The 22,660-nt window shown below is 33.9% G+C and carries 19 protein-coding genes; all 19 read left to right on the forward strand.

The window, feature by feature from the left end:
• On the forward strand, positions 1-1,110 hold the full coding sequence (locus GZA11_RS01730; RefSeq protein WP_163182663.1) for a glycosyltransferase family 4 protein: 1,110 nt from the start codon (positions 1-3) through the stop codon (positions 1,108-1,110).
• A gap of 462 nt (positions 1,111-1,572) precedes the next feature.
• A complete protein-coding gene (locus GZA11_RS01735; RefSeq protein WP_163182664.1) occupies positions 1,573-2,880 on the forward strand; it encodes an O-antigen polymerase in 1,308 nt (435 codons plus the stop codon).
• Between the two features lie 22 nt (positions 2,881-2,902).
• Positions 2,903-3,967 carry a glycosyltransferase family 2 protein gene (locus GZA11_RS01740; protein WP_163182665.1) on the forward strand — a complete coding sequence of 355 codons (1,065 nt, stop codon included), beginning with the start codon at positions 2,903-2,905 and terminating at the stop codon, positions 3,965-3,967.
• Between the two features lie 96 nt (positions 3,968-4,063).
• Positions 4,064-4,879, forward strand: coding sequence for an ATP-grasp fold amidoligase family protein (locus tag GZA11_RS01745; RefSeq protein ID WP_163182666.1), 816 nt, complete (start codon positions 4,064-4,066; stop codon positions 4,877-4,879).
• Positions 4,880-4,904: 25 nt separating this feature from the next.
• On the forward strand, positions 4,905-5,399 hold the full coding sequence (locus GZA11_RS01750; RefSeq protein ID WP_204317734.1) for a serine O-acetyltransferase: 495 nt from the start codon (positions 4,905-4,907) through the stop codon (positions 5,397-5,399).
• 10 nt (positions 5,400-5,409) lie between these two features.
• The gene (locus GZA11_RS01755) at positions 5,410-6,840 is read left to right on the forward strand and encodes a flippase (RefSeq protein WP_163182667.1); all 1,431 of its coding nucleotides are present in this window, start codon (positions 5,410-5,412) and stop codon (positions 6,838-6,840) included.
• Positions 6,841-7,025: 185 nt separating this feature from the next.
• On the forward strand, positions 7,026-8,402 hold the full coding sequence (locus tag GZA11_RS01760) for a UDP-glucose dehydrogenase family protein (protein ID WP_163182668.1): 1,377 nt from the start codon (positions 7,026-7,028) through the stop codon (positions 8,400-8,402).
• Positions 8,377-9,411, forward strand: coding sequence for a GDP-mannose 4,6-dehydratase (locus GZA11_RS01765; RefSeq protein WP_163182669.1), 1,035 nt, complete (start codon positions 8,377-8,379; stop codon positions 9,409-9,411). The genes GZA11_RS01760 and GZA11_RS01765 overlap by 26 nt, the downstream gene beginning before the upstream one ends.
• A gap of 156 nt (positions 9,412-9,567) precedes the next feature.
• Positions 9,568-10,956, forward strand: coding sequence for a sugar phosphate nucleotidyltransferase (locus GZA11_RS01770; RefSeq protein WP_163182670.1), 1,389 nt, complete (start codon positions 9,568-9,570; stop codon positions 10,954-10,956).
• 66 nt (positions 10,957-11,022) lie between these two features.
• The gene (locus GZA11_RS01775) at positions 11,023-12,144 is read left to right on the forward strand and encodes a glycosyltransferase family protein (RefSeq protein WP_163182671.1); all 1,122 of its coding nucleotides are present in this window, start codon (positions 11,023-11,025) and stop codon (positions 12,142-12,144) included.
• Between the two features lie 22 nt (positions 12,145-12,166).
• Complete coding sequence (locus GZA11_RS01780) at positions 12,167-13,876, forward strand: phospho-sugar mutase (RefSeq protein ID WP_163182730.1); 1,710 nt, start codon at positions 12,167-12,169, stop codon at positions 13,874-13,876.
• A gap of 204 nt (positions 13,877-14,080) precedes the next feature.
• On the forward strand, positions 14,081-15,052 hold the full coding sequence (gene galE, locus GZA11_RS01785) for a UDP-glucose 4-epimerase GalE (protein WP_163182672.1): 972 nt from the start codon (positions 14,081-14,083) through the stop codon (positions 15,050-15,052).
• Between the two features lie 1,087 nt (positions 15,053-16,139).
• Positions 16,140-17,282: a GntR family transcriptional regulator gene (locus tag GZA11_RS01790; RefSeq protein ID WP_163182673.1), complete on the forward strand. Its 1,143-nt coding sequence runs from the start codon at positions 16,140-16,142 to the stop codon at positions 17,280-17,282.
• 15 nt (positions 17,283-17,297) lie between these two features.
• Positions 17,298-18,302: an ABC transporter substrate-binding protein gene (locus tag GZA11_RS01795; RefSeq protein WP_163182674.1), complete on the forward strand. Its 1,005-nt coding sequence runs from the start codon at positions 17,298-17,300 to the stop codon at positions 18,300-18,302.
• Entirely contained in the window at positions 18,302-18,619 is a 318-nt protein-coding gene (locus tag GZA11_RS01800) for a hypothetical protein (protein ID WP_163182675.1), read from the forward strand. Before GZA11_RS01795 ends, GZA11_RS01800 begins: the two co-directional genes overlap by 1 nt.
• A gap of 160 nt (positions 18,620-18,779) precedes the next feature.
• Positions 18,780-19,712 (forward strand): carbohydrate ABC transporter permease, encoded by a 933-nt coding sequence (locus tag GZA11_RS01805; RefSeq protein WP_163182676.1) that lies wholly within the window; start codon positions 18,780-18,782, stop codon positions 19,710-19,712.
• Between the two features lie 18 nt (positions 19,713-19,730).
• Positions 19,731-20,573, forward strand: coding sequence for a carbohydrate ABC transporter permease (locus GZA11_RS01810; RefSeq protein ID WP_163182677.1), 843 nt, complete (start codon positions 19,731-19,733; stop codon positions 20,571-20,573).
• A gap of 40 nt (positions 20,574-20,613) precedes the next feature.
• The gene (locus tag GZA11_RS01815; RefSeq protein WP_163182678.1) at positions 20,614-21,507 is read left to right on the forward strand and encodes an N-acetylneuraminate lyase; all 894 of its coding nucleotides are present in this window, start codon (positions 20,614-20,616) and stop codon (positions 21,505-21,507) included.
• Positions 21,508-21,621: 114 nt separating this feature from the next.
• Positions 21,622-22,500, forward strand: a complete 879-nt coding sequence (locus tag GZA11_RS01820; RefSeq protein ID WP_163182679.1) for an ROK family protein — start codon at positions 21,622-21,624, stop codon at positions 22,498-22,500.
• Positions 22,501-22,660: the final 160 nt, after the last annotated feature.

Consider the following 22,660-nt stretch of genomic DNA (forward strand, 5'->3'; position numbering starts at 1 on the left):
ATGAAAAAGAAAAAAATATGTTTTATAGCACAGTTTCCACCACCAATGCATGGATTGTCTAAAGCAGTGGAGACACTATATAATTCTAATCTTTCTAAACAGTTTGATTTTGAAAAGGTAGATATTACGAACAATAAAAGATTTCTAAGGAATCTTATTAAAATTTGGAAAAGCAAAGCAGATTTGTTTTATTTTACTATTAGTCAGACCAGAGGAGGAAATATTAGAGATCTAATAATACTTAAACTACTTAGTCTTCAAAACAAGAAATGTTTGATTCATCTTCATGGTGGCTATTATCGCAAGCTGGTAGATTTTGAATTGCAAGGTTGGCAGAAGAAAATGAATTACAAAGCCATAAATAATTTAGCAGGTGTGATTGTGCTTGGTCCCGCACTAAAGTCCATATTTCAGGGAATGATCAATGAAGATAAAATTTTTGTTGTACCAAATTGTGTTGACGATGTTTTCTTAATGTCAGACACAGAATTTGAGGAAAAGGTATCGGCAATATTTCAAAAGGAAGTATTGCATGTTCTATACTTAAGCAATTTTATTAGGAGTAAAGGCTATCCTGAAGTTCTAGAGATGGCTAAGCGGGAGAAAGAACGAGTTGCTACTGGCAGCAAGAAGCGGTTACATTTTAATTTTGCTGGTAAATTTTTTGAGGATAGTGAACGACAATTCTTCGAAAGTTATATTAAAGAAAATGAGCTTCAAGAATTTATTACCTACCATGGCATTGTTGACGGCCAGCGAAAGAAAGATTTGTTAAAGCAAAGTGATATTTTTATTTTGCTTACTAGATATCCGAATGAAGGTCAGCCAATTTCCATTTTGGAAGCTATGGGTAACGGTATGGTGATTGTAACTACAAATCATGCTGGTATTCCCGACATTGTAGAAGATGGTGTGAATGGAATAGTTTTATCCCTCGATAATAAGATATATATAAATACTCTACTAAATAATATTGTTTCTATCTTTCGAGATAATAATGCAACTAGAATGATTATTAACAATAGAAAATGTGTTGAAAAAAAATATAAGCAAGATTGCTATATTACAAATATGCACGAAATACTTAAATTGATCTTAAGAGAAAACTAAACACATAAATTCATAAAGTTAGCAATAAAGGAGTTTTATTAGAAATTATTCATAATATTATCCCTCATCTGTTTGCTCTCAACCTGAGATGAAAATAGGCTCTCCGACCTATAATGTAGAAATTACAAACAGTTAGTAATATAGTGGAGCTTTAATGATGATTTTACCTTGCAAAAAAATCTTCTGGGATGAATTTGAATAACGTTTTTTTCGTGGAAGATGTATTCTAATAGAAAAACACATAATTTCAAATTTATTCCATAATTTTTTCGATAAGTTAGTTTTCTATAAGTATATTTCCCTTCCATTTAAATTAGTCAGTGTTATAAAACTTATTTTAGGTGTATCCATGAATCTATACTAGCCATCATAGAAAAGTTGATGGAACTAAATTATTTGTAATTAGATAATGTATACTAGGAAGATATTTTGAAAAAATTTTTATATTAGAATGAGGCGGGTATGCAAATATTAATATTTTCACTACTCATATTGATACCATACTTTGTTTTAATGATGTTATCTTTTAAAGTGTATAAGTTTAAGATAAACCCAGTTTCAATATATAGTACTATGTGGCTTGGTTTCACATTTTTGGCAAGTCAAGGATTTTTAGATATATATATACCTTCTATAAAAACAATATTTTATATATTACTTAGTACATTGTTTTTTAGTTTGATATCATTTATCACTTTTTTAAGATATAAAACAATAGGTTTCAGTAATAAAAAATTTAGTTTTTCCGAAAGCAGAACGAATTTATTATTATTAATTTTAAATATAGTAGCAATTATTTGGTTGATACCTTTTGTTGTAAAAACTGTCCCACTGCTTACTGCTGGAGATTGGCAAAAAGTAAGATTCTACTATTTAAATGCAAATACAATTAATGTGATATTTAACACGCAACAAGCATTAATTTGTCAATGGATAATATTTCCGATTTTTTATGCTACAACAATAATCTCAGCGTATTTAGTAACAAAAAAGAAAACCAATATTACTCTATTATTAATTTCAATAATTGGAATTGTTATGATTGTTCTTGCTACAGCTGGTAGGAACGCTCTATTTAAATGTCTAGTATTCTATATACTTGCATTTCTAATTAATTCTAAACAAATTAAAGATGTCTTAAAAAAAATTAAAGAAAGTAATATAGTTATAAAGCTTTTAATAGTTTTTGCTGTAGTGTTTATGATTTTTATAAGTTCTAAAAGAAGCTTATCTAATGACACCAGTGCTTTGCAAAATGCATACTATTACTTTACAGGGCCAATAATATATTTAAATTATATTATCGAGAATCCAGAACAATTTGCTTTAAAAGATAATTTTCTTTTTGGAAGGGCAACTTTTGGATTTTTATCTACACCATTTGAAATTGGATATTCTAGACTTTTTGGACATGATTATGCGGGAGCAGACAATATAATTACATCGTATGTAAATCAGTTTATTAACTTTACACCTACAATAAAGGGGAACGCAGTTTCAACTGCTTTATATCCATTTATGAAAGATTTTGGGGTATTAGGAATAATAATAGGCCCCAGTATTTATGCGTTTATAGTTAATTATGTATATGCTAATTCCAATAGGAATATGTTTTGGAATTGTTTGTCGATATTCATGCTCTATACGGTATTCTTTAGTGAGTGGCAATATGAACTACTTTTTCCACAGTCGTTTTTTATTATAGCAATTCTTTATATTTTTGGTGGAATTAAACCGTTTAATTATAAATTAGTATGGAGAAGTAATTAGTTTAAATGGAAGGAATAAGAGTATGAGTAAAAATAGTACTCCGTTGATATCGGTAGTAATGTCTGTTTATAGAACAGATAATAAATTTTTAAGAGAAGCTATTGAAAGTATTCTGAACCAAACGTATGGTAATTTTGAATTTCTTATAATTGATGATTGTACAACTAAAGATAATATTAAAACAATTTTAAGTTATAAGGATCCGAGAATTAAACTAATCCGTAATGAATTTAACTTAGGGCTTACAAAGTCCTTAAACAAAGGGATTGAGTTGGCTACTGGGAAATATATAGCTCGAATGGATGCTGATGATATTAGTGAATTGGATCGGTTTGAAAAACAAATTGCATTTTTAGAAAATAATCCGGATGTAATTGTGTTAGGCGGCTATGCTCAGGTTCTAGGCAGTAATAAAATTTTTATGTCAAAAGTAGAAGATTTTGAAGTTTTAAAGATGAGGATGATTTTTTTTAATTGTGCGTTGGTACATCCTACAGCAATGATAAATAAGGATTTGCTTGTACAAAATGGAATTAAATATAATGAAACTATAAAAAAGTCACAGGATTATATGCTTTGGGCTGATTGTATGACGGTAAAAAAAATTAAAGTACTAGATGAAGTTGTACTACAATACCGAATTCATGAAAGTCAAGCATCAATAGCAAATAGTGAAGAACAGAAGCAATGTGCCATGATTGTTCAAAAAAAACTATTAAAGCCTTTACTAGGAGAATACTTGACTGACAAAATTCAACTATTACACTACAGTATTGTGTTTGGAAATTATTGTGCTAGCATTAAAGAATATGAAAGGCATATAAGTACTCTTATAAAACGTAATAATGAATTAATGCTTTACGAGCCTAGAAAGTTTAAAAGAGAGTGTTATTTTATGTGGCTTTTAATGTCAATAAAAGGTGCCGTTTTTTATCGTGATTTTAGAGGTGTTGCTTCTCAGTATTTTTGGAAAGCGTTGATTCATTTAGATTTCTGGGCATACTATATTAAGTACTTTTTAAAAGTATCAATTGAAGAAAAAAAAGTAATAAAAAAAATGAATAATAGAAAGAGGATTATTGAATGAGATTTATAAAATATGTATATAACCCGAAGAAATTACTTATAGCTGCCTTAAGTCGGGTAGGGAGGGATTTTATCTGACAAAACATATTTACATCTTATGTATTATCTCCACTTTGGTAAGAAGTTAAATCTTGTAAATCCTCAAACCTTTAATGAAAAAATACAGTGGTTAAAATTATATGACCGTAATCCTTCATATACACGTTTAGTAGATAAATATGAGGTAAAGTCTTTTGTTAAAGAGAAAATTGGTAGTAAATATGTTGTGCCTACTTATGGATGTTGGGATAGTTTTGAAGAAATTGATTTTGATAAATTACCCCAGCAATTCGTATTAAAGTGTACTCACGATTCCGGTGGATTGGTAATTTGTAAAGATAAACAGAAAATGGATTTAAATAAGGCAAAGGAAAAAATTAATAAAAGTTTAAAAAGAAAGTTCTATTTGTACGGAAGGGAGTGGGTTTATAAAGATGTTAAGCCGCGTATTATAGCAGAAAAGTATCTGGTTGATGAATCGGGTGACCAATTAAAGGATTATAAGTTTTTTTGTGCAAATGGAAAACCTGTACTGATGTACGTGGCTTCGGATAGAATGATAGATACAAAATTTGATTTTTTTGATGTGAAAACATTTAAACATATTCCAGTAAAAAATGGCCATGAAATGGCGGGGGAAAAAAGTTTAACAAAACCTAAATATTATGAAGAAATGGTAGAATTGGCGACAATATTATCAGAAAATATTCCATTTGTACGTGTAGATTTCTATGAATCTGAAGATAGTGTATTTTTTGGAGAAATGACTTTTTACCATATGTGTGGTTTTGCACCATTTGAACCGAAGAAATACGATTATCAATTTGGGCAACTTATTGATCTTAATTTAGTTTCTCATAATAAAAGTAAATAATAATTGACTATAAAGGGGGAATTAGATGATAAAAACAATAATTTCCGAATATAAAATAATGACAGGTAGAGTGAAGGTTAATATATTTAAAATCCTTTATAATTGGCTGTTTAATCCAAATTTTAGAGTAATAGTTTGGATTGCATATATGCAAAAAGTAAAATCAAAGTTAATAAAAAAATTAATACAGAACCATCTAGAGATCAAATACTCTGTATTAATTTCTATGCATTGCAAAATTGGAAAAGGTTTTAAATTGGATCATTTTTTGGGTGTGGTAATTGGTCGTGATGTAATAATAGGTGATAATTGTAAAATTTATCAACAGGTTACACTAGGTCAAAAAGATGGTAAATATCCGATAATAGGAAATAATGTGGTGATCTTTCCTGGAGCAAAGATAATTGGTGGAATTAAGATTGGGAATAATGTTCAAATCGGTACAAATGCTGTTGTGCTCCATGATGTTCCAGATAATTCAATAGCAGTTGGAGTACCAGCTAGAATTATTCGTAATTAAGAGGAAAATTATGTCTAGTTTAAAAAAGAATGTTATTTATAATTTTTTATACCAATTTTTAATACTTTTTCTCCCATTTGTTACTGCACCGTATCTTTCAAGAGTAATTGGCCCTAGTGGTATTGGCACATATTCTTTATCATATTCAATAGCATTATATTTTACTTTTTTTACTTTGCTAGGATTAAATAATTATGGAAATAGAGTAATTGCTTCATTACAAAATGATTTTGAAAAAAGATCAAGGACTTTCTGGGAGATTTACACAATGCAGCTTGTTTCTTTTGCAATTTGTTTAATTATATATATATTGTACACTATGAATTTTGCAATAGACAAAAAGGCTGCATTGATACAAGGTATTTTTGTTTTATCATCATTATTTGATATAAACTGGTTTTTCTTTGGAATGGAGCAATTTAAACTAACAGTAATTAGAAACACATTAGTTAAATTAACAACAGTTTTATTAATAGTTATTTTGGTTAAAAGTAAAGAAGATGTTTATATTTATATTGCAATAATGGCATGTGGATACCTTATTAGTCAACTAAGTCTTTGGCCTTTCTTAAGAAAATATATATGTTTTACTAAAGTATCTTTTAAAGATGTTATTCGACATTTTAAACCAAATTTAATACTATTTGTACCTGTTATTTCTGTTAGTATATATAAAATTATGGATAAAATTATGCTTGGTTATATGGGTACAATGAATGACTTAGGTTATTTTGATAATGCAGAGAAAATTATTAATGTCCCAATAGCTTTAATTACTGCAATTGGTACCGTAATGATGCCAAGAATAACTGCTTTAATGTCACAAAATAAAGTTGAAGAAAGTAGAAAATATATAGATAAAACAATGCTTATAGTATTGGCTTTTGCTACAGGAGCTATGATAGGTATTATATCAATATCCGAAGAGTTTGCTTTGCTATATTATGGGGAGAATTTCTATCAAACTGGTGTAATTATGAAATTTTTGGCTATAACGGTACTGTTTTTAGCATGTGGAAATGTGATAAGGTCTCAATACTTAATACCAAGTAAAAAAGATAAAATTTTTATTACATCTGCAATACTAGGTGCTATTTCAAATTTTTCTATTAACTTAATATTCATACCACGTTTCGGTGCAATAGGAGCCGCGATTGGCACAGTTATTGCTGAGTTCATAGTTTGCTTTTATCAACTTTTTAGTGTAAGAAAATCTTTTTCATATTTTAAGTATTTTAAATATGAATTGTTTTTCCTTTTTTCAGGAGTTTTAATGTATCTAACTATCAAGTATACGCCTGAATTTTCAAATGATTTTATAACCTTATTTATTCAGATTATGGTTGGAACTGTAGTTTATATTACGATAACTGGTTGGTATATATTTAAAATTCAAAAATTACATTTCTTTAATATAAGAAAAATTGGTTTAAAAAAATAGTTATTGATTTGATTATTATAATTTAGTAGTTAATAAATTATTGTTATTATTCAATTGCAATATCTTTAGTTTTTTATTTGAACCGATTTGTATTAAGAAAAACTATTGGTATCTTTTGTTTAGCAAAAATGTAAACAGTAGTTTTGGAATTCAATTTTGTAATACTAAAAAAAGGTAGGTATTTTATGTATAATATAGCAGTAGCAGGTACAGGATATGTCGGATTAGTTGCAGGTGTTTGTTTTGCTGAAGTAGGACATCAGGTTACCTGTGTTGATATTGATGAAAAAAAAGTTAATTTAATGAAACAAGGAATTTCTCCCATTTACGAAGCTGGACTTGAAGAACTAATGAAAAAGAATTATGCAGTAGGGAGATTAAACTATACTACAGATTATAAAGAAGCATATAAGAATGCAGATGCTATTTTTATTGGAGTTGGTACACCTGAACAACCTGATGGCTCTGCAAATCTATCATATATCGCAACAGTGGCTAGACAAATCGCTGAATCAGTAGAAAAAGATTGTCTAGTAGTGGTAAAATCTACGGTTCCCGTTGGAACCAATGATAAAGTAGAGCAGTTTATTCAAGATTTTTTAGTCAATGATGTAAAGGTAGAAGTGGCATCCAACCCAGAATTCTTGGCACAGGGTTCTGCTGTTCATGATACCTTGCATGCGGAAAGAATAGTTATAGGAACGGAAAGTAAATGGGCAGAAGAAATGCTTATGAAAATTTATGAGCCATTTCATTTGCCCATTGTTTCTGTTAACCGAAGATCGGCAGAAATGATTAAGTATGCATCAAATGATTTCCTTGCTCTTAAGATATCCTACATGAATGATATCGCTAATCTTTGTGAATTAGTTGGTGCGGATATTCAAGATGTGGCAAAAGGGATGAGTTATGACGAGCGGATTGGCAGCAAGTTTTTAAATGCCGGTATTGGTTTTGGTGGTTCTTGCTTCCCTAAAGATACAAAGGCATTAGAGTATATTGCGAGACAGCATGGTTATGAGCTGAAAACCGTTAAAGCTGCGATTGAGGTAAACAAAGAACAAAAAACAATGTTATATAAGAAAGCTAGTAAAAGATTAATCACTTTTGATGGTCTGAAAGTAGCAGTATTAGGATTGACTTTTAAACCTGGAACAGATGATTTAAGAGAGGCTGCTTCACTTGAAAACGTACCTTTATTATTAGAACAAGGTGCCGATATTTATGCCTATGATCCTGTAGGTGCAAAAAACTTTGCTCAAGTGTACCCAGAAGGTAAAAATGGAAAAGGTAGTATCACGTATGTATCAAATATTGAGCAAGCTCTAGATGCTGCAAATGTCTGCTTTATTTTTACAGAATGGGAAGAAATAAAAGCAGTATCACCAGAAACTTATAAGAAGTTGATGAGAACACCTTTAGTGTTTGATGGAAGAAATATATACAGTGTTCAAGAGATGAAAGAAGCAGATGTGGAGTATCACTCTATTGGTAGAAAACCTGCAACTAGAGAAGGATTAAAGGAGCGGAGAAATCATGGATTACAATCCTCTAGATACTAGTAAAACATATCTAATAACCGGATCAGCTGGTTTTATTGGATATTTTTTATCAAAAGAATTACTTGAGCGAGGCTGTCGAGTGATTGGCATCGATAATATTAATGACTACTATGATGTAAATCTCAAATTTGCTCGCCTAAAGAAACTAGAGCCTTTTGAGCAGTTTACTTTTATTAAAGGTGATATTTCTGATAAAGAGTCTATTACTAAGATTTTTGAAGAGTACAAGCCTAATATTGTGGTCAATTTGGCTGCACAAGCAGGTGTCAGATATTCAATTGAAAATCCGGATGTATATATCCAGAGCAATATCATCGGTTTTTACAATATACTAGAAGCTTGTAGGCATAATCCAGTCGATCACCTTGTCTATGCTTCCTCAAGCTCTGTTTATGGAGCAAATAAAAAGGTTCCTTTTGAGGAGACGGACTTTGTGGATACCCCGGTATCCTTATATGCATCCACCAAGAAGTCAAATGAATTGATGGCGTATACCTATAGTCATCTTTACAATATACCGGCGACGGGGCTTCGGTTCTTTACAGTTTATGGTCCTATGGGACGACCAGATATGGCTTATTTCGGATTTACTAAGAAGTATTTTGACGGTGAGCCAATTAAGATTTTTAACAATGGTGATTTTGAAAATGATCTTTATCGCGATTTCACATATATTGACGATATCGTTGAAGGGATTATACGTCTCCTAAATAACCCTTCTGTAGGAGAGAATAATGTTCCACATATAGTCTATAACATTGGAAACAATAGTCCAGAAAAATTGATGGTGTTTATAAATACTTTAGAGAAATGTTTAAGTAATTCATTAGGTAGAGAAGTACAATTTGAAAAGGTCTTTGAACCAATAAAGCTAGGAGATGTACCTGCTACTTATGCATCAACTGAACAATTGGAACAGGCTGTTGGATTTAAACCAAAAACATCAATTGAAGAAGGGTTGCAGCATTTTACAGATTGGTATTGTAATTATTATAAAAAACAATATTAAAATAGGATATTTGCTTTCTAATCTTTTAATTTAAATTAATACCATTTAATTCCTTTTGTAGTTGGTAAGTTGATTTTATAATATTATCATTTTTTAACGTGAACAATATAAATATAAAATCAGGTCCATTGGGCCTGATTTTTTTGGAGGTGTATTATGAAGCTTGTATTACTTTCAGGAGGTTCGGGTAAGCGTCTTTGGCCATTATCGAATGATACTAGATCGAAACAGTTTCTGCGAGTATTAGAAGGTCATGAGAATGAGAAGCAATCCATGGTCCAGCGTGTTTGGGGGCAGTTGAAAACAGTCGGGCTTGCTGATTCCTCTGTTATTGCAACATCGAAATTGCAAAGAGATATGATTCAACGACAGATTGGAATGGATGTTCCTCTAATTATAGAGCCAGAACGCCGGGATACATTTCCAGCGATTGCATTAGCAGCCTCTTTTTTATTTTCTGTTCAAAGTGTTTCGGTAGATGAAGTAGTAGTTGTATTGCCGGTTGACCCATACGTGGAAGAGAGTTTTTTTGAGAAGGTAAAAGAATTAGAAAATGTTTTAATTGAGTCAAAGGCAGAGTTGGCATTAGTAGGAGTAAAGCCAACATATCCCTCATCTAAGTATGGCTATATTGTTCCAAAAGGAATAGTTAATGGAGAAAATTATTTTGAGGTAAATAACTTTACAGAAAAGCCAAGTGAAGAAAAGGCAAAAGAGCTTATTAATATGAATGCACTATGGAATTGTGGCGTGTTTGCATTTAAGCTAAGGTATTTAATTGATATATTGTTAGAAAAAGGGTTGCCACTAAATTATGAAGAGTTAGTACAACAATATAAAACTCTTCCTAAAATTAGTTTTGATTATGAAGTAGTTGAGAGAGCTAATCATATTGTGGCTTTACCTTATAATGGATGCTGGAAAGATCTAGGAACATGGAATACTTTAACTGAAGAGATGGCTACTTCTCAAATTGGAAAAGGTATTCTTAGTGATGATACCCAAAATACACATTTGATAAATGAATTAGATATACCTGTTACTGTTCTGGGAGTAAAGGATATCATCGTTGCTGCAAGTCCTGATGGTATTCTGGTTGCAGACAAGTCTTCTAGTCCAAAAATTAAGGACTTAATTAGCGGAATTGACCAGCCCCCAATGTATGAAGAGCGAATTTGGGGCTGGTCTCGTGTCCTTGATTATGCTAAATATGATGATGGTAATGAAATGGTTACAAAACGAATTTGTATTCATGAAGGGAAGAATTCGAGTTACCATTACCACAACCTGCGAGATGAAGTATGGACTATTGTCCGTGGTGAAGGAGAGTTAGCATTGGACGAGTCAATTACGAGAGTAAAAGCTGGAGATATCATTCATCTTCCGGCTGGGAAAAAGCACGGTATTAAGGCTCTTTCTGAATTGGAATTTGTTGAAGTTCAAACCGGAATAGGCATTAGTGATGAAGATTTTACTCGTTTATATTTTGATTGGAATGAAGTAATAAATCATTTTCAAAAGTCAAAAGCAAAAGTGATTCTGTAAATAATTTTTTGGAGGAAAGGACCTCAGTCCTTTCCTCTCTTTTACTTATGTTTGAGGTGTAATATTTTGAAAAACATTGCCTATTATATTTCAGATTATGGATATGGGCACGCTTCTAGAAGTATAGCTATAATGAGAAAACTTCTTGAAAATCGAAATTTGAATATCATTGTTTGTCATTCTTTTGCACTGCCTTTTATTAAAGCATCAATAAATTGTAATAGGATAAGCTATCGAGAAATTGGGACTGATATAGGATACTTTTTAGAAAAGGATTCAATCTTTCCAGATAAAATACAGTTACTCGAACAATACAAGAAATTCACTTCTAATTGGGAAAGTAAAATTAAAAAAGAACAGAAATTCTTGTCGGACAATAGGGTAGATTTAGTTTTATCGGACATTTCTCCATTACCATTTGAGGCGGCTAGAAATTTAGGCATTCCTTCTGTAGGAATCTCGAACTTTACTTGGTATTCAGCATATCATGGTTTAATTGACCATTCGGAGTTACTTCTATTAAAGAATGCGTATAGTAAGATGGATTATTTTTTTTCATTAGCTGGTAGTAAGGAGAAATGGGATATTTCTATTAAAGAATATGGATATTTTTCACGGGAAGTTAATTTACGAGAGGTTGATAGAATTAGACAATGGGTTAATCCTGAAAATAATAAATCAATTATTTTTTTGGGGCTTGGAATGAAAATAGATGTTGCATCGCTTGAACAATTGTCTATTTGGAATAGTCCAAACTGTGTGTTTTTGGTTTCTTCAAATGTTAACGTTAACTATCCTAATGTTTATCAAATCTCAAGGGATTACTTGGAATCTCAAAATTTCATTGCTGCTTCAGACTTAGTTATTTCAAAAGCAGGATGGGGAATAATTGGGGAAGCATTAAGTGCTGATGTTCCTTTATTAATTCTTAATAGGCCATCAATGAAAGAAGACCAAAATACCATTGATTATTTAATTCAACGAAATCTTTGTAAAACCATTAATTGGGAAGAATTTAAAACCTATCATATCAATCTGTCTATCATAAATGAATTAAAATCATCAATAAAGAAGAATAGTTCGTATCATCAGAAACAAATTGAAAAAATTGTAGCAGACTTAATGAAAATATCCAACATGCAACAATTGGGAAAGGTGAAGAAATTTGACTTGGTTAGACAATGCTGAAAAATGGTTTTCTTTTAATAAAATGGATAAAGAGTTAAAAGATAAATTATTCGAATATAAAAATATTAAGAAGGTTTTAGAGGATAGCTTTTATAAACATTTAGAATTTGGAACTGGTGGAATGAGGGGGGAGCTAGGGCCAGGTATAAATCGTTTAAATATTTATACTATTCGCCGGGCTGCTGAGGGACTTGCTCAGTATATTTGTGAACAAGGTGATTTAGCTAAAAAACGGGGAGTAGTGATTGCATACGATTCTCGCCATAAGTCCCCTGAGTTTGCGTTAGAGGTAGCTAAAACGGTTGGAAAGCATGGTATAAAAACTTATATATTTGATGAACTTCGGCCAACTCCAGTTTTATCATTTGCCGTTCGCTATTTAAACGCATTTTCAGGAGTTGTTATTACAGCAAGCCATAATCCGCCGGAGTATAATGGATTTAAAGTGTATGGCGAGGATGGTGGCCAGATTCCACCTGAAGCTGCGGATACCATTATACGGTATGTGAATGCCGTAGAAAATGAGTTAACGGTAGAAGTGGCCGAAGAACATGAGTTACTAAATGGTGGATTATTAACCTATATTGGAGAAGAAGTGGATGTAGCCTATGTTGAGCAATTAAAAAAACTTCAATTAAATCCAGAAATTGTGGCAAGCGTTGCTAAAGAATTGAAAATTGTATACTCTCCATTACATGGCACCGGAAATAAACTAGTACTTACAGGATTAAAGGCATTTGGTTTTGAGAATGTAACTGTTGTAAAAGAACAAGAACAGCCGGACCCAAACTTTTCAACTGTTAAATCTCCTAATCCTGAGGAACATGCTGCTTTTGAATTAGCTATTCAGTATGGAAAACAAATAAATGCAGATATCCTTATGGCAACAGATCCTGATGCAGACCGTTTGGGTGTTTCGGTAAAAAATCAGGACGGTGAGTATGTAGTATTAACAGGGAATCAGATGGGAGCCTTGATGCTAGAATATTTACTATCGCAAAAACAAGCAAAAGGCATCCTTCCTGAAAATGGTATTGTGATCAAAACGATTGTGACTTCTGAAATTGGACGCGCAATTGCAGAACACTATGGCCTGCAAGCTTTGGATACACTAACTGGCTTTAAGTTTATTGGTGAAAAAATTAATGAATTTGAACAGAATGAGAAGCATACATTTTTATTTGGATTTGAAGAAAGTTATGGGTATCTTATTGGAGACTTTGTTCGAGACAAGGATGCAGTTCAATCTGCCATTTTTGCTGCAGAGGTAGCAGCTTATTATAAATCTAAAGGTATGACTCTATACAAAGGATTATTAGAGATTTTTAAGAAATATGGCTACTTTCGGGAATCTCTACAGTCGATTACCTTAAAAGGAAAAGATGGTGCTGAGCAAATTGCTAAATTAATGGATAGGTTCAGACGCGATAGGCTGAAAGAAGTAGCAGGTATAGAAGTTGTGGCAATTGAAGATTACTTAACTTCCATAAGATACACCAAGGATCTGGAGACAAAAATTGAGTTGCCATCATCAAATGTATTGAAATACTATTTGGAAGACGGTTCGTGGTTTTGCTTACGTCCATCAGGTACAGAACCAAAAGCAAAATTTTATTTCGGAGTCAAAGGAAAGTCAATGGAGGATGGTATGAAGAAATTGTCCGCTATCCAAAATGCAGTAATGTACAAGGTAAATGGAATTCTTGCGGAACATCAGGCTGATGTAAAATAAAAAGAATGGTTAGAATTAATCGTGGAAATCTATACCCTTGTTCAAATCGTAGGCAAGGGTTGTTTTTTTTACATAGGATGGAATTAGCATTATTCCAAGCAAACCACAATAGTATGATAGATTAATTGAAAGAATTTAGAGCAATAATTGTCTATAGAGTATTGAATAATAAGTTTATTAAATGATTGCAAAGGAGGAAAAAATATGATTCTCGTTGTTGGTGGAGCTGGTTATATCGGTAGCCATCTTGTAAAGGAATTAGTAGAATCAGAAAAAGTATTGGTTCTGGATAACTTGACTACCGGCCATCGTGAAGCTATCGATAGTCGAGCTATCTTTTTTAAAGGGGATTTAGGAAATCAAGAAGATTTGGAAAAGGTATTTTCAAGTTATCCAATTAAAGCGGTAATGCATTTTGCAGCGTTTAGTTTAGTTGGTGAGTCCGTTGTCGAACCGATGAAATATTATCAAAATAATGTGGCAGCCACTTTAACATTACTAAATACCATGATTAAACATAACGTAAAAAAATTTATTTTCTCTTCCACTGCTGCTACCTATGGAATTCCAAATGTAGATATTATTAAGGAGACCTGTCCAACATCACCGATTAATCCATATGGACGTTCGAAATTAATGATTGAACATATTCTTGCTGATTTTGCAAAAGCCTATGGGTTGGAATATATAATACTTCGATATTTCAATGCCGCTGGTGCCCATGAGACAGCAACGATTGGAGAAAGCCATGATCCAGAAACTCATTTAATTCCGATTGTTCTTCAACATTTGCTTGGTAAGAGGGATCGGGTTTCAGTTTTTGGTTCGGATTATGATACAGAAGATGGCACATGTATCCGTGATTATATCCATGTCACCGATTTAGCACATGCTCATATCCGTGCTCTCGATGCACTTTTAACGGGTAAAAAGTCGAATGAAGTGTATAACTTGGGAAATGGTCTAGGCTATTCGGTCAAAGAAGTTATTGAAACGTGTGAAAGGGTAACAGGTTTAAAAGCTAATGTGGTTCTATCCGATCGTCGACCAGGGGACCCGGCAAGACTCGTAGCCTCTTCAGAAAAAATCTATGCTGAATTAGGCTGGAAAGCAGAGCGGAATTTAGAACAAATTATTAAGGATGCTTGGAAATGGCATCAAAATCAATTATATTAATAATGTCCCTTTGTCTACATACGTAGGCAAGGGATTATTAATATTAAACATCTAATTATTTTTGCGACATTAGGCACTTGATTTGTATCCTTTCTGAAAAGTAATTTTGAAACGAAAAAGCATATAGATCTCTAATTTAAAAATTTTGCTATTTTTATCATTGCAAAAGATAATGAGAGATGATTTTAATCCAACCAATAAAAGCAAGCCATAAAGGTACGCTTAGTGCTGTTCCCCATAATAAACCAACTAAAATATTTCCTTCTTCATCCATTGAAATCACTCCTATAAATTGGTTTAAGACCAATATGTGTTTTCAATTGGTGTAGGACTAATATTGTAACTATCATATGTTTAATGATCGAATTTATTTGATCATCAACAGTATTTCCATTTAAGCTTAAATTTATCATACCAAGTATTCGTTGCGGATAAAGGAGAAGCTTGGAATATAGGGGGGGTATTATTTCGACATAAGTAAATTGCTAGAATCTAGTATCTGTATATCGGGAGACATTCAAATAGAAAGGTCATGACTAAAATGCTCTCGATGTGATTCAACTTACCATCACCGTATATGACCCGTTCGAAATTTCAATGAAAAAGTCCTCAAATACCTCTAAAAATGGTTATTTCCATGGTGCATATAACCTTCAGGATTACACATTTCTATTGAGTTCTCAGCTAAAATCAACCGCTAAAATTTTTTCCTTGAATTCAATTAAAGTTCCATTAGATAATATGGTTTCTACTTATCTTCAATTATTTCGTCAAATTTTTTGAGTTTAATAAGCTAAAATTGTTATTTTCATAGGAATTTGCCTAAATTTAATCAAACGATTGGTTAGGAGACAATTTTACACAAACGTTTGATTAATTTCTTTGAGGAAAATGGCAGAAACCCTAGGTATTGACTAGGAGAAGGCTCATTCAATATTTGGTGTCAGGCATTATCAACAAAAATTTTGGGGCAGTTTTAGTAAAGCAATGCCCCGCATTTGTACGAACAAGCATCAAAACAGACGGTCTGATTTTATAAATTAGTAAATCAATCGGTCAGGTTTTAGGAATATGAGGGTGATAGCAGATGAAAGAAGAAATGAATTTATACGAAAAAGTAAAAAAGAGAATTCTAGAAGACATTCAAGTATTAGAGGCTGATCAGAGGATTCCGTCACGCATTCAATTGGCCAAAAAGTATGGGGTAACTAGAACGACTATTGAACGAGCTATATCCGAGCTAGTAGGGGAAGGGTATTTATACGCAAAAGATGGAAGCGGTACTTATATAAGCGGTTCATTTTCAAATAAGGGAAACGATTCCTCCAATCAAAATGTGAAGCGATGGGGAGTGATTTTGCCGAATATATTAGAAGATACCTATCCTGGTATTTTAAGAGGAATAGAGGATGTGGCAAGTCAACATAGTATCGTTACCCAAGTTTGCAATCACGATAATGATCCCGACAAGCAGAATCATTATATCCAGAACATGCTCAATGTCGGTATCGATGGGATTGTTCTTGTTCCTTCCATTATTGAAGATGGAAATGTAAGCGTATTTAAGTGGATGGAGGAGAAAGAAATCCCTTTTGTCGCCTGTAACCGTAGTATTGCATCCATACAATCGCCAAAGGTAATTTCGAATAGCTATCATGGCGGCTACCTTGCCACTAAGCATTTAATTGAACAGGGCTATCAAAATATTGCGTATATTGCCAGTTTAAGTTATTCCATATCGATTGAACGTTATCAAGGATATTTGGCAGCTATTACCGATTTTGGTCTTACTCCGAATGAGGAATTTGTTCATTTTGAAGAGTATTCTCCGTCTTCTATTAAATTCGATAAAGTCAATAAAATTGGGTATCAAAATGTAAAAGAAATGTTGTCAAAAGACAATCGACCGGACGCCTTTTTTTGTTTCGATGATTTAATTGCCCAAGGAGCCTATTATGCAATCAGTGAATCAGGATTTCAGGTAGGAACGGAAATTGGATTGGTCGGTTATAACGATAACTATTATATTTGCAATAGTCTTCCTGGAGCTCTAACCTCTATTGATTTCAAGGCTTATGAGGTAGGCAATACGGCAGCCAATCTATTACTAGATATGATGAGTGGCAAGAAAGTATCAAAAAGCAAAACGATCGTGATTCAACCAGAAATGAAAGTAAGGGGGAGCAGTCAAAGATTGGTTCCAATCCCATTACGGGAACAAAATATATAACAAGGGGGAAGAAGAATGAAAAAGGGAACAACTTGGTTTCTTGCATTCCTATTAATTTTAGCTCTAGCTTTAACAGGCTGTAGCAAGGAAAGCTCTAAAACGGAAAATGCTAAAACCGGCTCCTCAGGAGGGGAACTGAAAGCAAACTTAAGAATTCTTTGGCCGGGTACTAGTGAGTCTGAAAAAAATGTCGCTCTTAAACTGCAAGAAAAAGTAAAAAAGGAATACCCCGGAATTAACATTGAATATTTGTTTCTCAATTGGACAGATATTGAGAAGAAGATGACGGTAATGGTGAAGTCGGGTGATGCGCCTGATCTGATGTTAATTCAGGATGTGACGAATCCTGTGGCAATGGATGCTTTAGAACCATTAGATAGCTATTTAAACGATAAAGTTAAAAAGGAAAATTATATTCAGGCGTCTTGGAATTCGATGAACCGAAATGGCAAGCAATATGGTATCCCAGGTCTCGCGATCATTTATTCACATGTCGCAAACACGGAACTTTTGGATCAAGTCGGAATGAAAGTGGAGGACCTGAAAACGTGGGAGGATGTCATTAAAGCAAGTCACGCCATTAAGAAAGCAGGAAAATCTGGTTATGCTATGGCAAATGGGGGAGAAGGGCGTTTTACATTTAGAGACTTTATGATGGTTTCATTAAGTAATGGGATTACACCTGACATGGTCGATGATAAACATAAAAAATCTTATATCGAAGTATTAGAGTTGTTTAAGGAATTATCAGAAGACATGCCTAAATCACAAGTGACTTGGTTATATCCTGAATTGTTTAAAGCTTGGGAAGCCGGTGATATTGGTATGATGCATACTGGAAACTATTTTACGCCAAATTTATTGGCTCATGGCACAAAGGCCATGGATCGGACAAAGCCGTTCGTCTTCCCTGCAGGACCGTCTGCTGATCAATCGCAAGTCATGGTAGGAACAGTTGGAATATCGATGTTAAAAGGATCAAAAAATAAAGAAGCGGCATGGAAAGTCATTAGGAACTGATGAGTCCTGAAATCTTAGGTTTATGGTGCGGAACCATTAACGCAAGTGCGGGTACTTATGTGGATTCGTCTATATTGGAGGAGGCAGCCAAGAATGTTTATCCCGATGTATACAAACAGCATAGTGCTTTAAACGAGAAATGGAGTCAATTGGCGGACCGGTACGGTATTCCTATGCCAGCGATTTTAGGCCAACAGGCTATGGAAAAAGTGGTTCAAGGTGCACTCATTAAATTGACAGAAGGAAAGGTGACTCCTGAAGAAGCCTATAAGGAAATTAGGTCTGGTATTGAAAAAATTAAAGATCAGTATAAGTAATAATAGAAAACAATGGCCATTGACATAAGTTAATTCTATTTATAGTGAAGGATGAAGCTGGATGAATAAGATAGATGAAAATCAAGTGATCCAGCTTCTCTTTCACCAGCAGTGTTGGGTATCAGTCAAAGGACTACATAAAATGAGGTGAGGCCTTACCATGAAATCCGATTTATCCTATAGTAATACTATTTATCGGGAAAGACGACCGGGGATGCTTACAGTCATTCGGGAGAATTATAAAATATACAGTATTGCCTACTGGTTTATCCTTCCAACAATTGTATATCTTGGTGTGTTTCAATTATATCCATTAATTGAGTCATTCAGATTGAGCTTTACGAATTTAAATTATCTCATACCAACTAGTGGACAATATGTTGGTTTGGACAATTACAAGGAATTGCTTTTTCATGACCTTCATTTCTGGAGGATTGTTGGGAAGAGCTTTGTATGGGTCATTTTATCAACCATCTTGCAGTATCTTATAGCGGTGCCGGCTGCCGTCATTTTAAACCAAAAGCTGAAGATGCGTTCTCTGTGGAGAGGATTGATCATGGTTCCATGGGTTACGCCTATTGTCATCATGGGACTCATTTGGAAATGGATTTATGACGGGGATTATGGATTGCTGAATCATTATTTAGGTACTGATTTTGTCTGGTTGGGAGATTCAAAGACCGTATGGCCATCCATTCTATTGGCTTCCACCTGGAAAGGGTTCCCTTATGCCACTATTATGATTTTGGCCGGACTCCAGGGGATTCCGAAATCACTTTTGGAAGCTTCTTATATCGATGGATGCTCCAAATTTCAATCTTTCTTCAAAGTTACACTGCCATTATTAACTCCTATTTTGGCGGTTTCAGCGATGATCAGCGTGGTGATTACTTGGACGAAGTTCGAAATGATTTGGGTGTTAACAGCTGGTGGTCCAGGGGTAAAAACTAGTATCCTGCCAACCTATATTTATACGAAATCATTCCAAAATTTTGAGATGGGAATGGGCTCAGCTGTTGCCGTTCTTTCGATGCTTATTATGATTATCTTTATCTTGCTCTATTTCAGGATTCTAAATAGAGTACAAGATTGAAAAAAAGGGGGGAACCACATGTTTGTAAAGAAATGGCCGAACCAGCTATTGATTTATGTCAGTCTATTTTTTCTCTTACTTTTTACCTTGCTCCCTAATTTATGGCTAGTTTCTAGTAGTTTAAAACCAGACAAGGAAATTTTTCATATTGTTCCTCATTGGATCCCTGAAACTTTTACATTGGATCATTATAAATGGTTATTTAGTTCAACCGGGTTAAATTTAGGAACCCTTATGTACAATTCTATTTTTGTTTCTGGTGTTACTGCTCTAATTACTTGCGTATTTGCAGCTACCGGTGGATATGCATTAGGACGTTTTAATTTCCCAGGATCGAAAGTCATTGGTTTATTTTTATTATTATCTCAAATGTTCCAAGGGCCATTAATTATGATCCCATGGTATCAAATGGCTTCGAATTGGGGGGTTTTGAATACGAAACTCGTTCTTATTCTCATTTATGGAACGGCTACGATACCGATTGGTGTATGGCTGATGATGGGATTCTTTAAAACTTTGCCGAAAGAGTTAGAAGAATCAGCTATGATAGATGGATGCAATAAGCTACAAGTATTTACGAAAATTTATTTCCCCCTTGTTAAACCAGGGCTCGTGGCCGTTTTGCTTTATTCCTTTATCTTGAGTTGGAATGATTATCAATACGCGTTAATTTTAACAAGCTCGATTGATGCAAAGACGATTCAGCTGGGTATTGCTGAGTTAATGGATAGTATGGGAAAAGCAAACTGGGGCGGAATCATGGCAGCAGGAGTTGCCACCACCATTCCGATTATTCTATTATTTGCCTTTATTCAACGGCAATTGATTGAGGGGCTGACAGCGGGTTCAGTGAAAGGTTAATAAGCTTCATAAATTGATAGAAAAAGAGGAGATTATAAATATGGATAAATTTAAAGGAATTTTTCCTGCACTAGTTACTCCCTTTCATGAAAACGGAGACATTCATGAGGAATCCTTGAGAAAAATTGTACAGTTGAATTTAGAAAGAAATGTGAAAGGATTTTATGTGAACGGAAGTACGGCAGAAACATTCATCCTGTCTATGGATGAAAGGAAAAAATTGATTGATATTGTGACAGATGAAGTAAAAGGCCGAGCTACGATTATTTATCATGTAGGCAATATCGGAACGAGAGAGGCAATCGAGCTCGCCCAATATGGGGAACAAGCTAAAGTCGATGCGATCTCTGCGATTCCACCTTTTTACTATAATTTTAGTTTTGAAGAAATAAAAGGCTATTATCAAGAAATCATGGACAGTGTGAATGTTCCGATGATTATTTATCATTTCCCTGCCAACTCAGGTGTGCAATTTTCCATCGAGAATTTCAAAGAACTATTACAGGATGATCGAGTGATTGGAATTAAACATACATCCATGAATTTATATGATTTGGAACGTCTTCAATATGAAAGCAAAAAATTCATTTTGAACGGACATGATGAAGTATTCCTTGGCAGTCTCAGCATGGGGGCCATTGGTGGAGTGGGCAGTACGTATAATATGATGGCGGATAAATTTGTAACCATTCAAAAACTATTTGAGGAAAATCGTATGAAAGAGGCCTTTGCCCTCCAAAGGGAAGCGAATAATGTTATCAACGCATTGATAAAAGTGGGGGTTAACCAAGGAATCAAATACGGATTGGAGAAAATGGGAATCCCTTGCAATGGCTGTCGGAAGCCATTTAAACGTTTGGATAAGAAAGAAAAGCAATTCCTAGATAAGGTATTTGCTGAGAATCATGTCATGAATAACTTCATCAATACCTAATTTGGTCACTGCTTCAAAAAAGAGGAAAGATCGAGTCATGTTAAGGACAAAGGGTTACGTTGAATATGATATCCTAATCATAGTATGAATCACTATATTTTGGAGGAAGCGGCCATGTTAGGAGCAATTGAAGCAGGTGGGACAAAGTTTGTTTGTGCAGTGGGGGATGAAAAAGGGAACTTAATGGAACGCATACAGATTTCAACGACTGTACCAGAAGAAACAATGCCAAAGGTGGAGAGCTTTTTTAAAAAGTATCCTATAAAAGCCATAGGGATTGGCTCATTTGGCCCCATTGATGTAAACAAGGAAAGTCCTAAATATGGGTACATTACTTCCACACCTAAAACAGCATGGAGAGATTTCCCGTTTGTGCAATCGATGAAAGCCGCATTTGATCTTCCGATTGGATTTACAACCGATGTAAATGCAGCGGCATTAGGAGAAGCGACTTTCGGTGCTGCAAAGGGGTTAGATAGCTGCATATATATAACGGTAGGAACAGGAATTGGTGCCGGAGCCATCGTGCAAGGGAAACTTTTGCAAGGGGTGTCCCATCCGGAAATGGGACACATCCTTGTGAGGAAACATCCAAATGATCCGTACAAAGGAAAGTGCCCATACCATTCTGACTGTTTGGAAGGCTTGGCATCTGGTCCAGCCATTGAGGAACGATGGGGAGAAAAAGCAGAAAACCTTGCTGCTCGTGAAGTAGTCTGGGATATGGAAGGATATTATCTTGCTCAAGCTCTTATGCAATATATCCTTATTCTTTCGCCTAAGAAAATTATTCTTGGTGGCGGAGTGATGAAGCAGAAGCAAGTTTTCTTTTCCATCTATCATTACTTGCCAAAGCTACTCAATAGCTATGGCTCGTTGCCGGAGATTTCGGATTATATTGTTAGTCCTAGATTAGGGGACGATGCAGGAATCACCGGGGCATTGATTCTTGCTCGGCAAGCCCATCAAGAATCACTCAAGAAGGGAATTTGATTGGCTCTCACTCAAAAGCGTAAAGATCCATCATAGGAACTTTACGCTTTTATTTTTGCTTTGCTATGAAAAAACAATATTAGGTATGACCATGGTCCTATATATGTTAAAGTATAATGGATAACAAGTATATTGTCTTTCTAGTGTTGGTCAATGTTTC

Origin of the sequence: Neobacillus sedimentimangrovi (assembly GCF_010614825.1) — a bacterium.
GTDB classification, from domain to species: domain Bacteria; phylum Bacillota; class Bacilli; order Bacillales; family Cytobacillaceae; genus Neobacillus; species Neobacillus thermocopriae.

Excerpts from the sequence above, each read along its gene's own strand:
- GZA11_RS01745 (WP_163182666.1), top strand. The coding sequence starts at position 4,064 with ATGTATTATCTCCACTTTGGTAAGAAGTTAAATCTTGTAAATCCTCAA.
- GZA11_RS01770 (WP_163182670.1), top strand. The coding sequence starts at position 9,568 with ATGAAGCTTGTATTACTTTCAGGAGGTTCGGGTAAGCGTCTTTGGCCA.
- galE (WP_163182672.1), top strand. The coding sequence starts at position 14,081 with ATGATTCTCGTTGTTGGTGGAGCTGGTTATATCGGTAGCCATCTTGTA.
- GZA11_RS01755 (WP_163182667.1), top strand. The coding sequence starts at position 5,410 with ATGTCTAGTTTAAAAAAGAATGTTATTTATAATTTTTTATACCAATTT.
- GZA11_RS01820 (WP_163182679.1), top strand. The coding sequence starts at position 21,622 with ATGTTAGGAGCAATTGAAGCAGGTGGGACAAAGTTTGTTTGTGCAGTG.
- GZA11_RS01805 (WP_163182676.1), top strand. The coding sequence starts at position 18,780 with ATGAAATCCGATTTATCCTATAGTAATACTATTTATCGGGAAAGACGA.
- GZA11_RS01810 (WP_163182677.1), top strand. The coding sequence starts at position 19,731 with ATGTTTGTAAAGAAATGGCCGAACCAGCTATTGATTTATGTCAGTCTA.
- GZA11_RS01760 (WP_163182668.1), top strand. The coding sequence starts at position 7,026 with ATGTATAATATAGCAGTAGCAGGTACAGGATATGTCGGATTAGTTGCA.
- GZA11_RS01730 (WP_163182663.1), top strand. The coding sequence starts at position 1 with ATGAAAAAGAAAAAAATATGTTTTATAGCACAGTTTCCACCACCAATG.
- GZA11_RS01790 (WP_163182673.1), top strand. The coding sequence starts at position 16,140 with ATGAAAGAAGAAATGAATTTATACGAAAAAGTAAAAAAGAGAATTCTA.
- GZA11_RS01815 (WP_163182678.1), top strand. The coding sequence starts at position 20,614 with ATGGATAAATTTAAAGGAATTTTTCCTGCACTAGTTACTCCCTTTCAT.
- GZA11_RS01750 (WP_204317734.1), top strand. The coding sequence starts at position 4,905 with ATGATAAAAACAATAATTTCCGAATATAAAATAATGACAGGTAGAGTG.
- GZA11_RS01800 (WP_163182675.1), top strand. The coding sequence starts at position 18,302 with ATGAGTCCTGAAATCTTAGGTTTATGGTGCGGAACCATTAACGCAAGT.
- GZA11_RS01735 (WP_163182664.1), top strand. The coding sequence starts at position 1,573 with ATGCAAATATTAATATTTTCACTACTCATATTGATACCATACTTTGTT.
- GZA11_RS01795 (WP_163182674.1), top strand. The coding sequence starts at position 17,298 with ATGAAAAAGGGAACAACTTGGTTTCTTGCATTCCTATTAATTTTAGCT.
- GZA11_RS01740 (WP_163182665.1), top strand. The coding sequence starts at position 2,903 with ATGAGTAAAAATAGTACTCCGTTGATATCGGTAGTAATGTCTGTTTAT.
- GZA11_RS01765 (WP_163182669.1), top strand. The coding sequence starts at position 8,377 with ATGGATTACAATCCTCTAGATACTAGTAAAACATATCTAATAACCGGA.
- GZA11_RS01780 (WP_163182730.1), top strand. The coding sequence starts at position 12,167 with ATGGATAAAGAGTTAAAAGATAAATTATTCGAATATAAAAATATTAAG.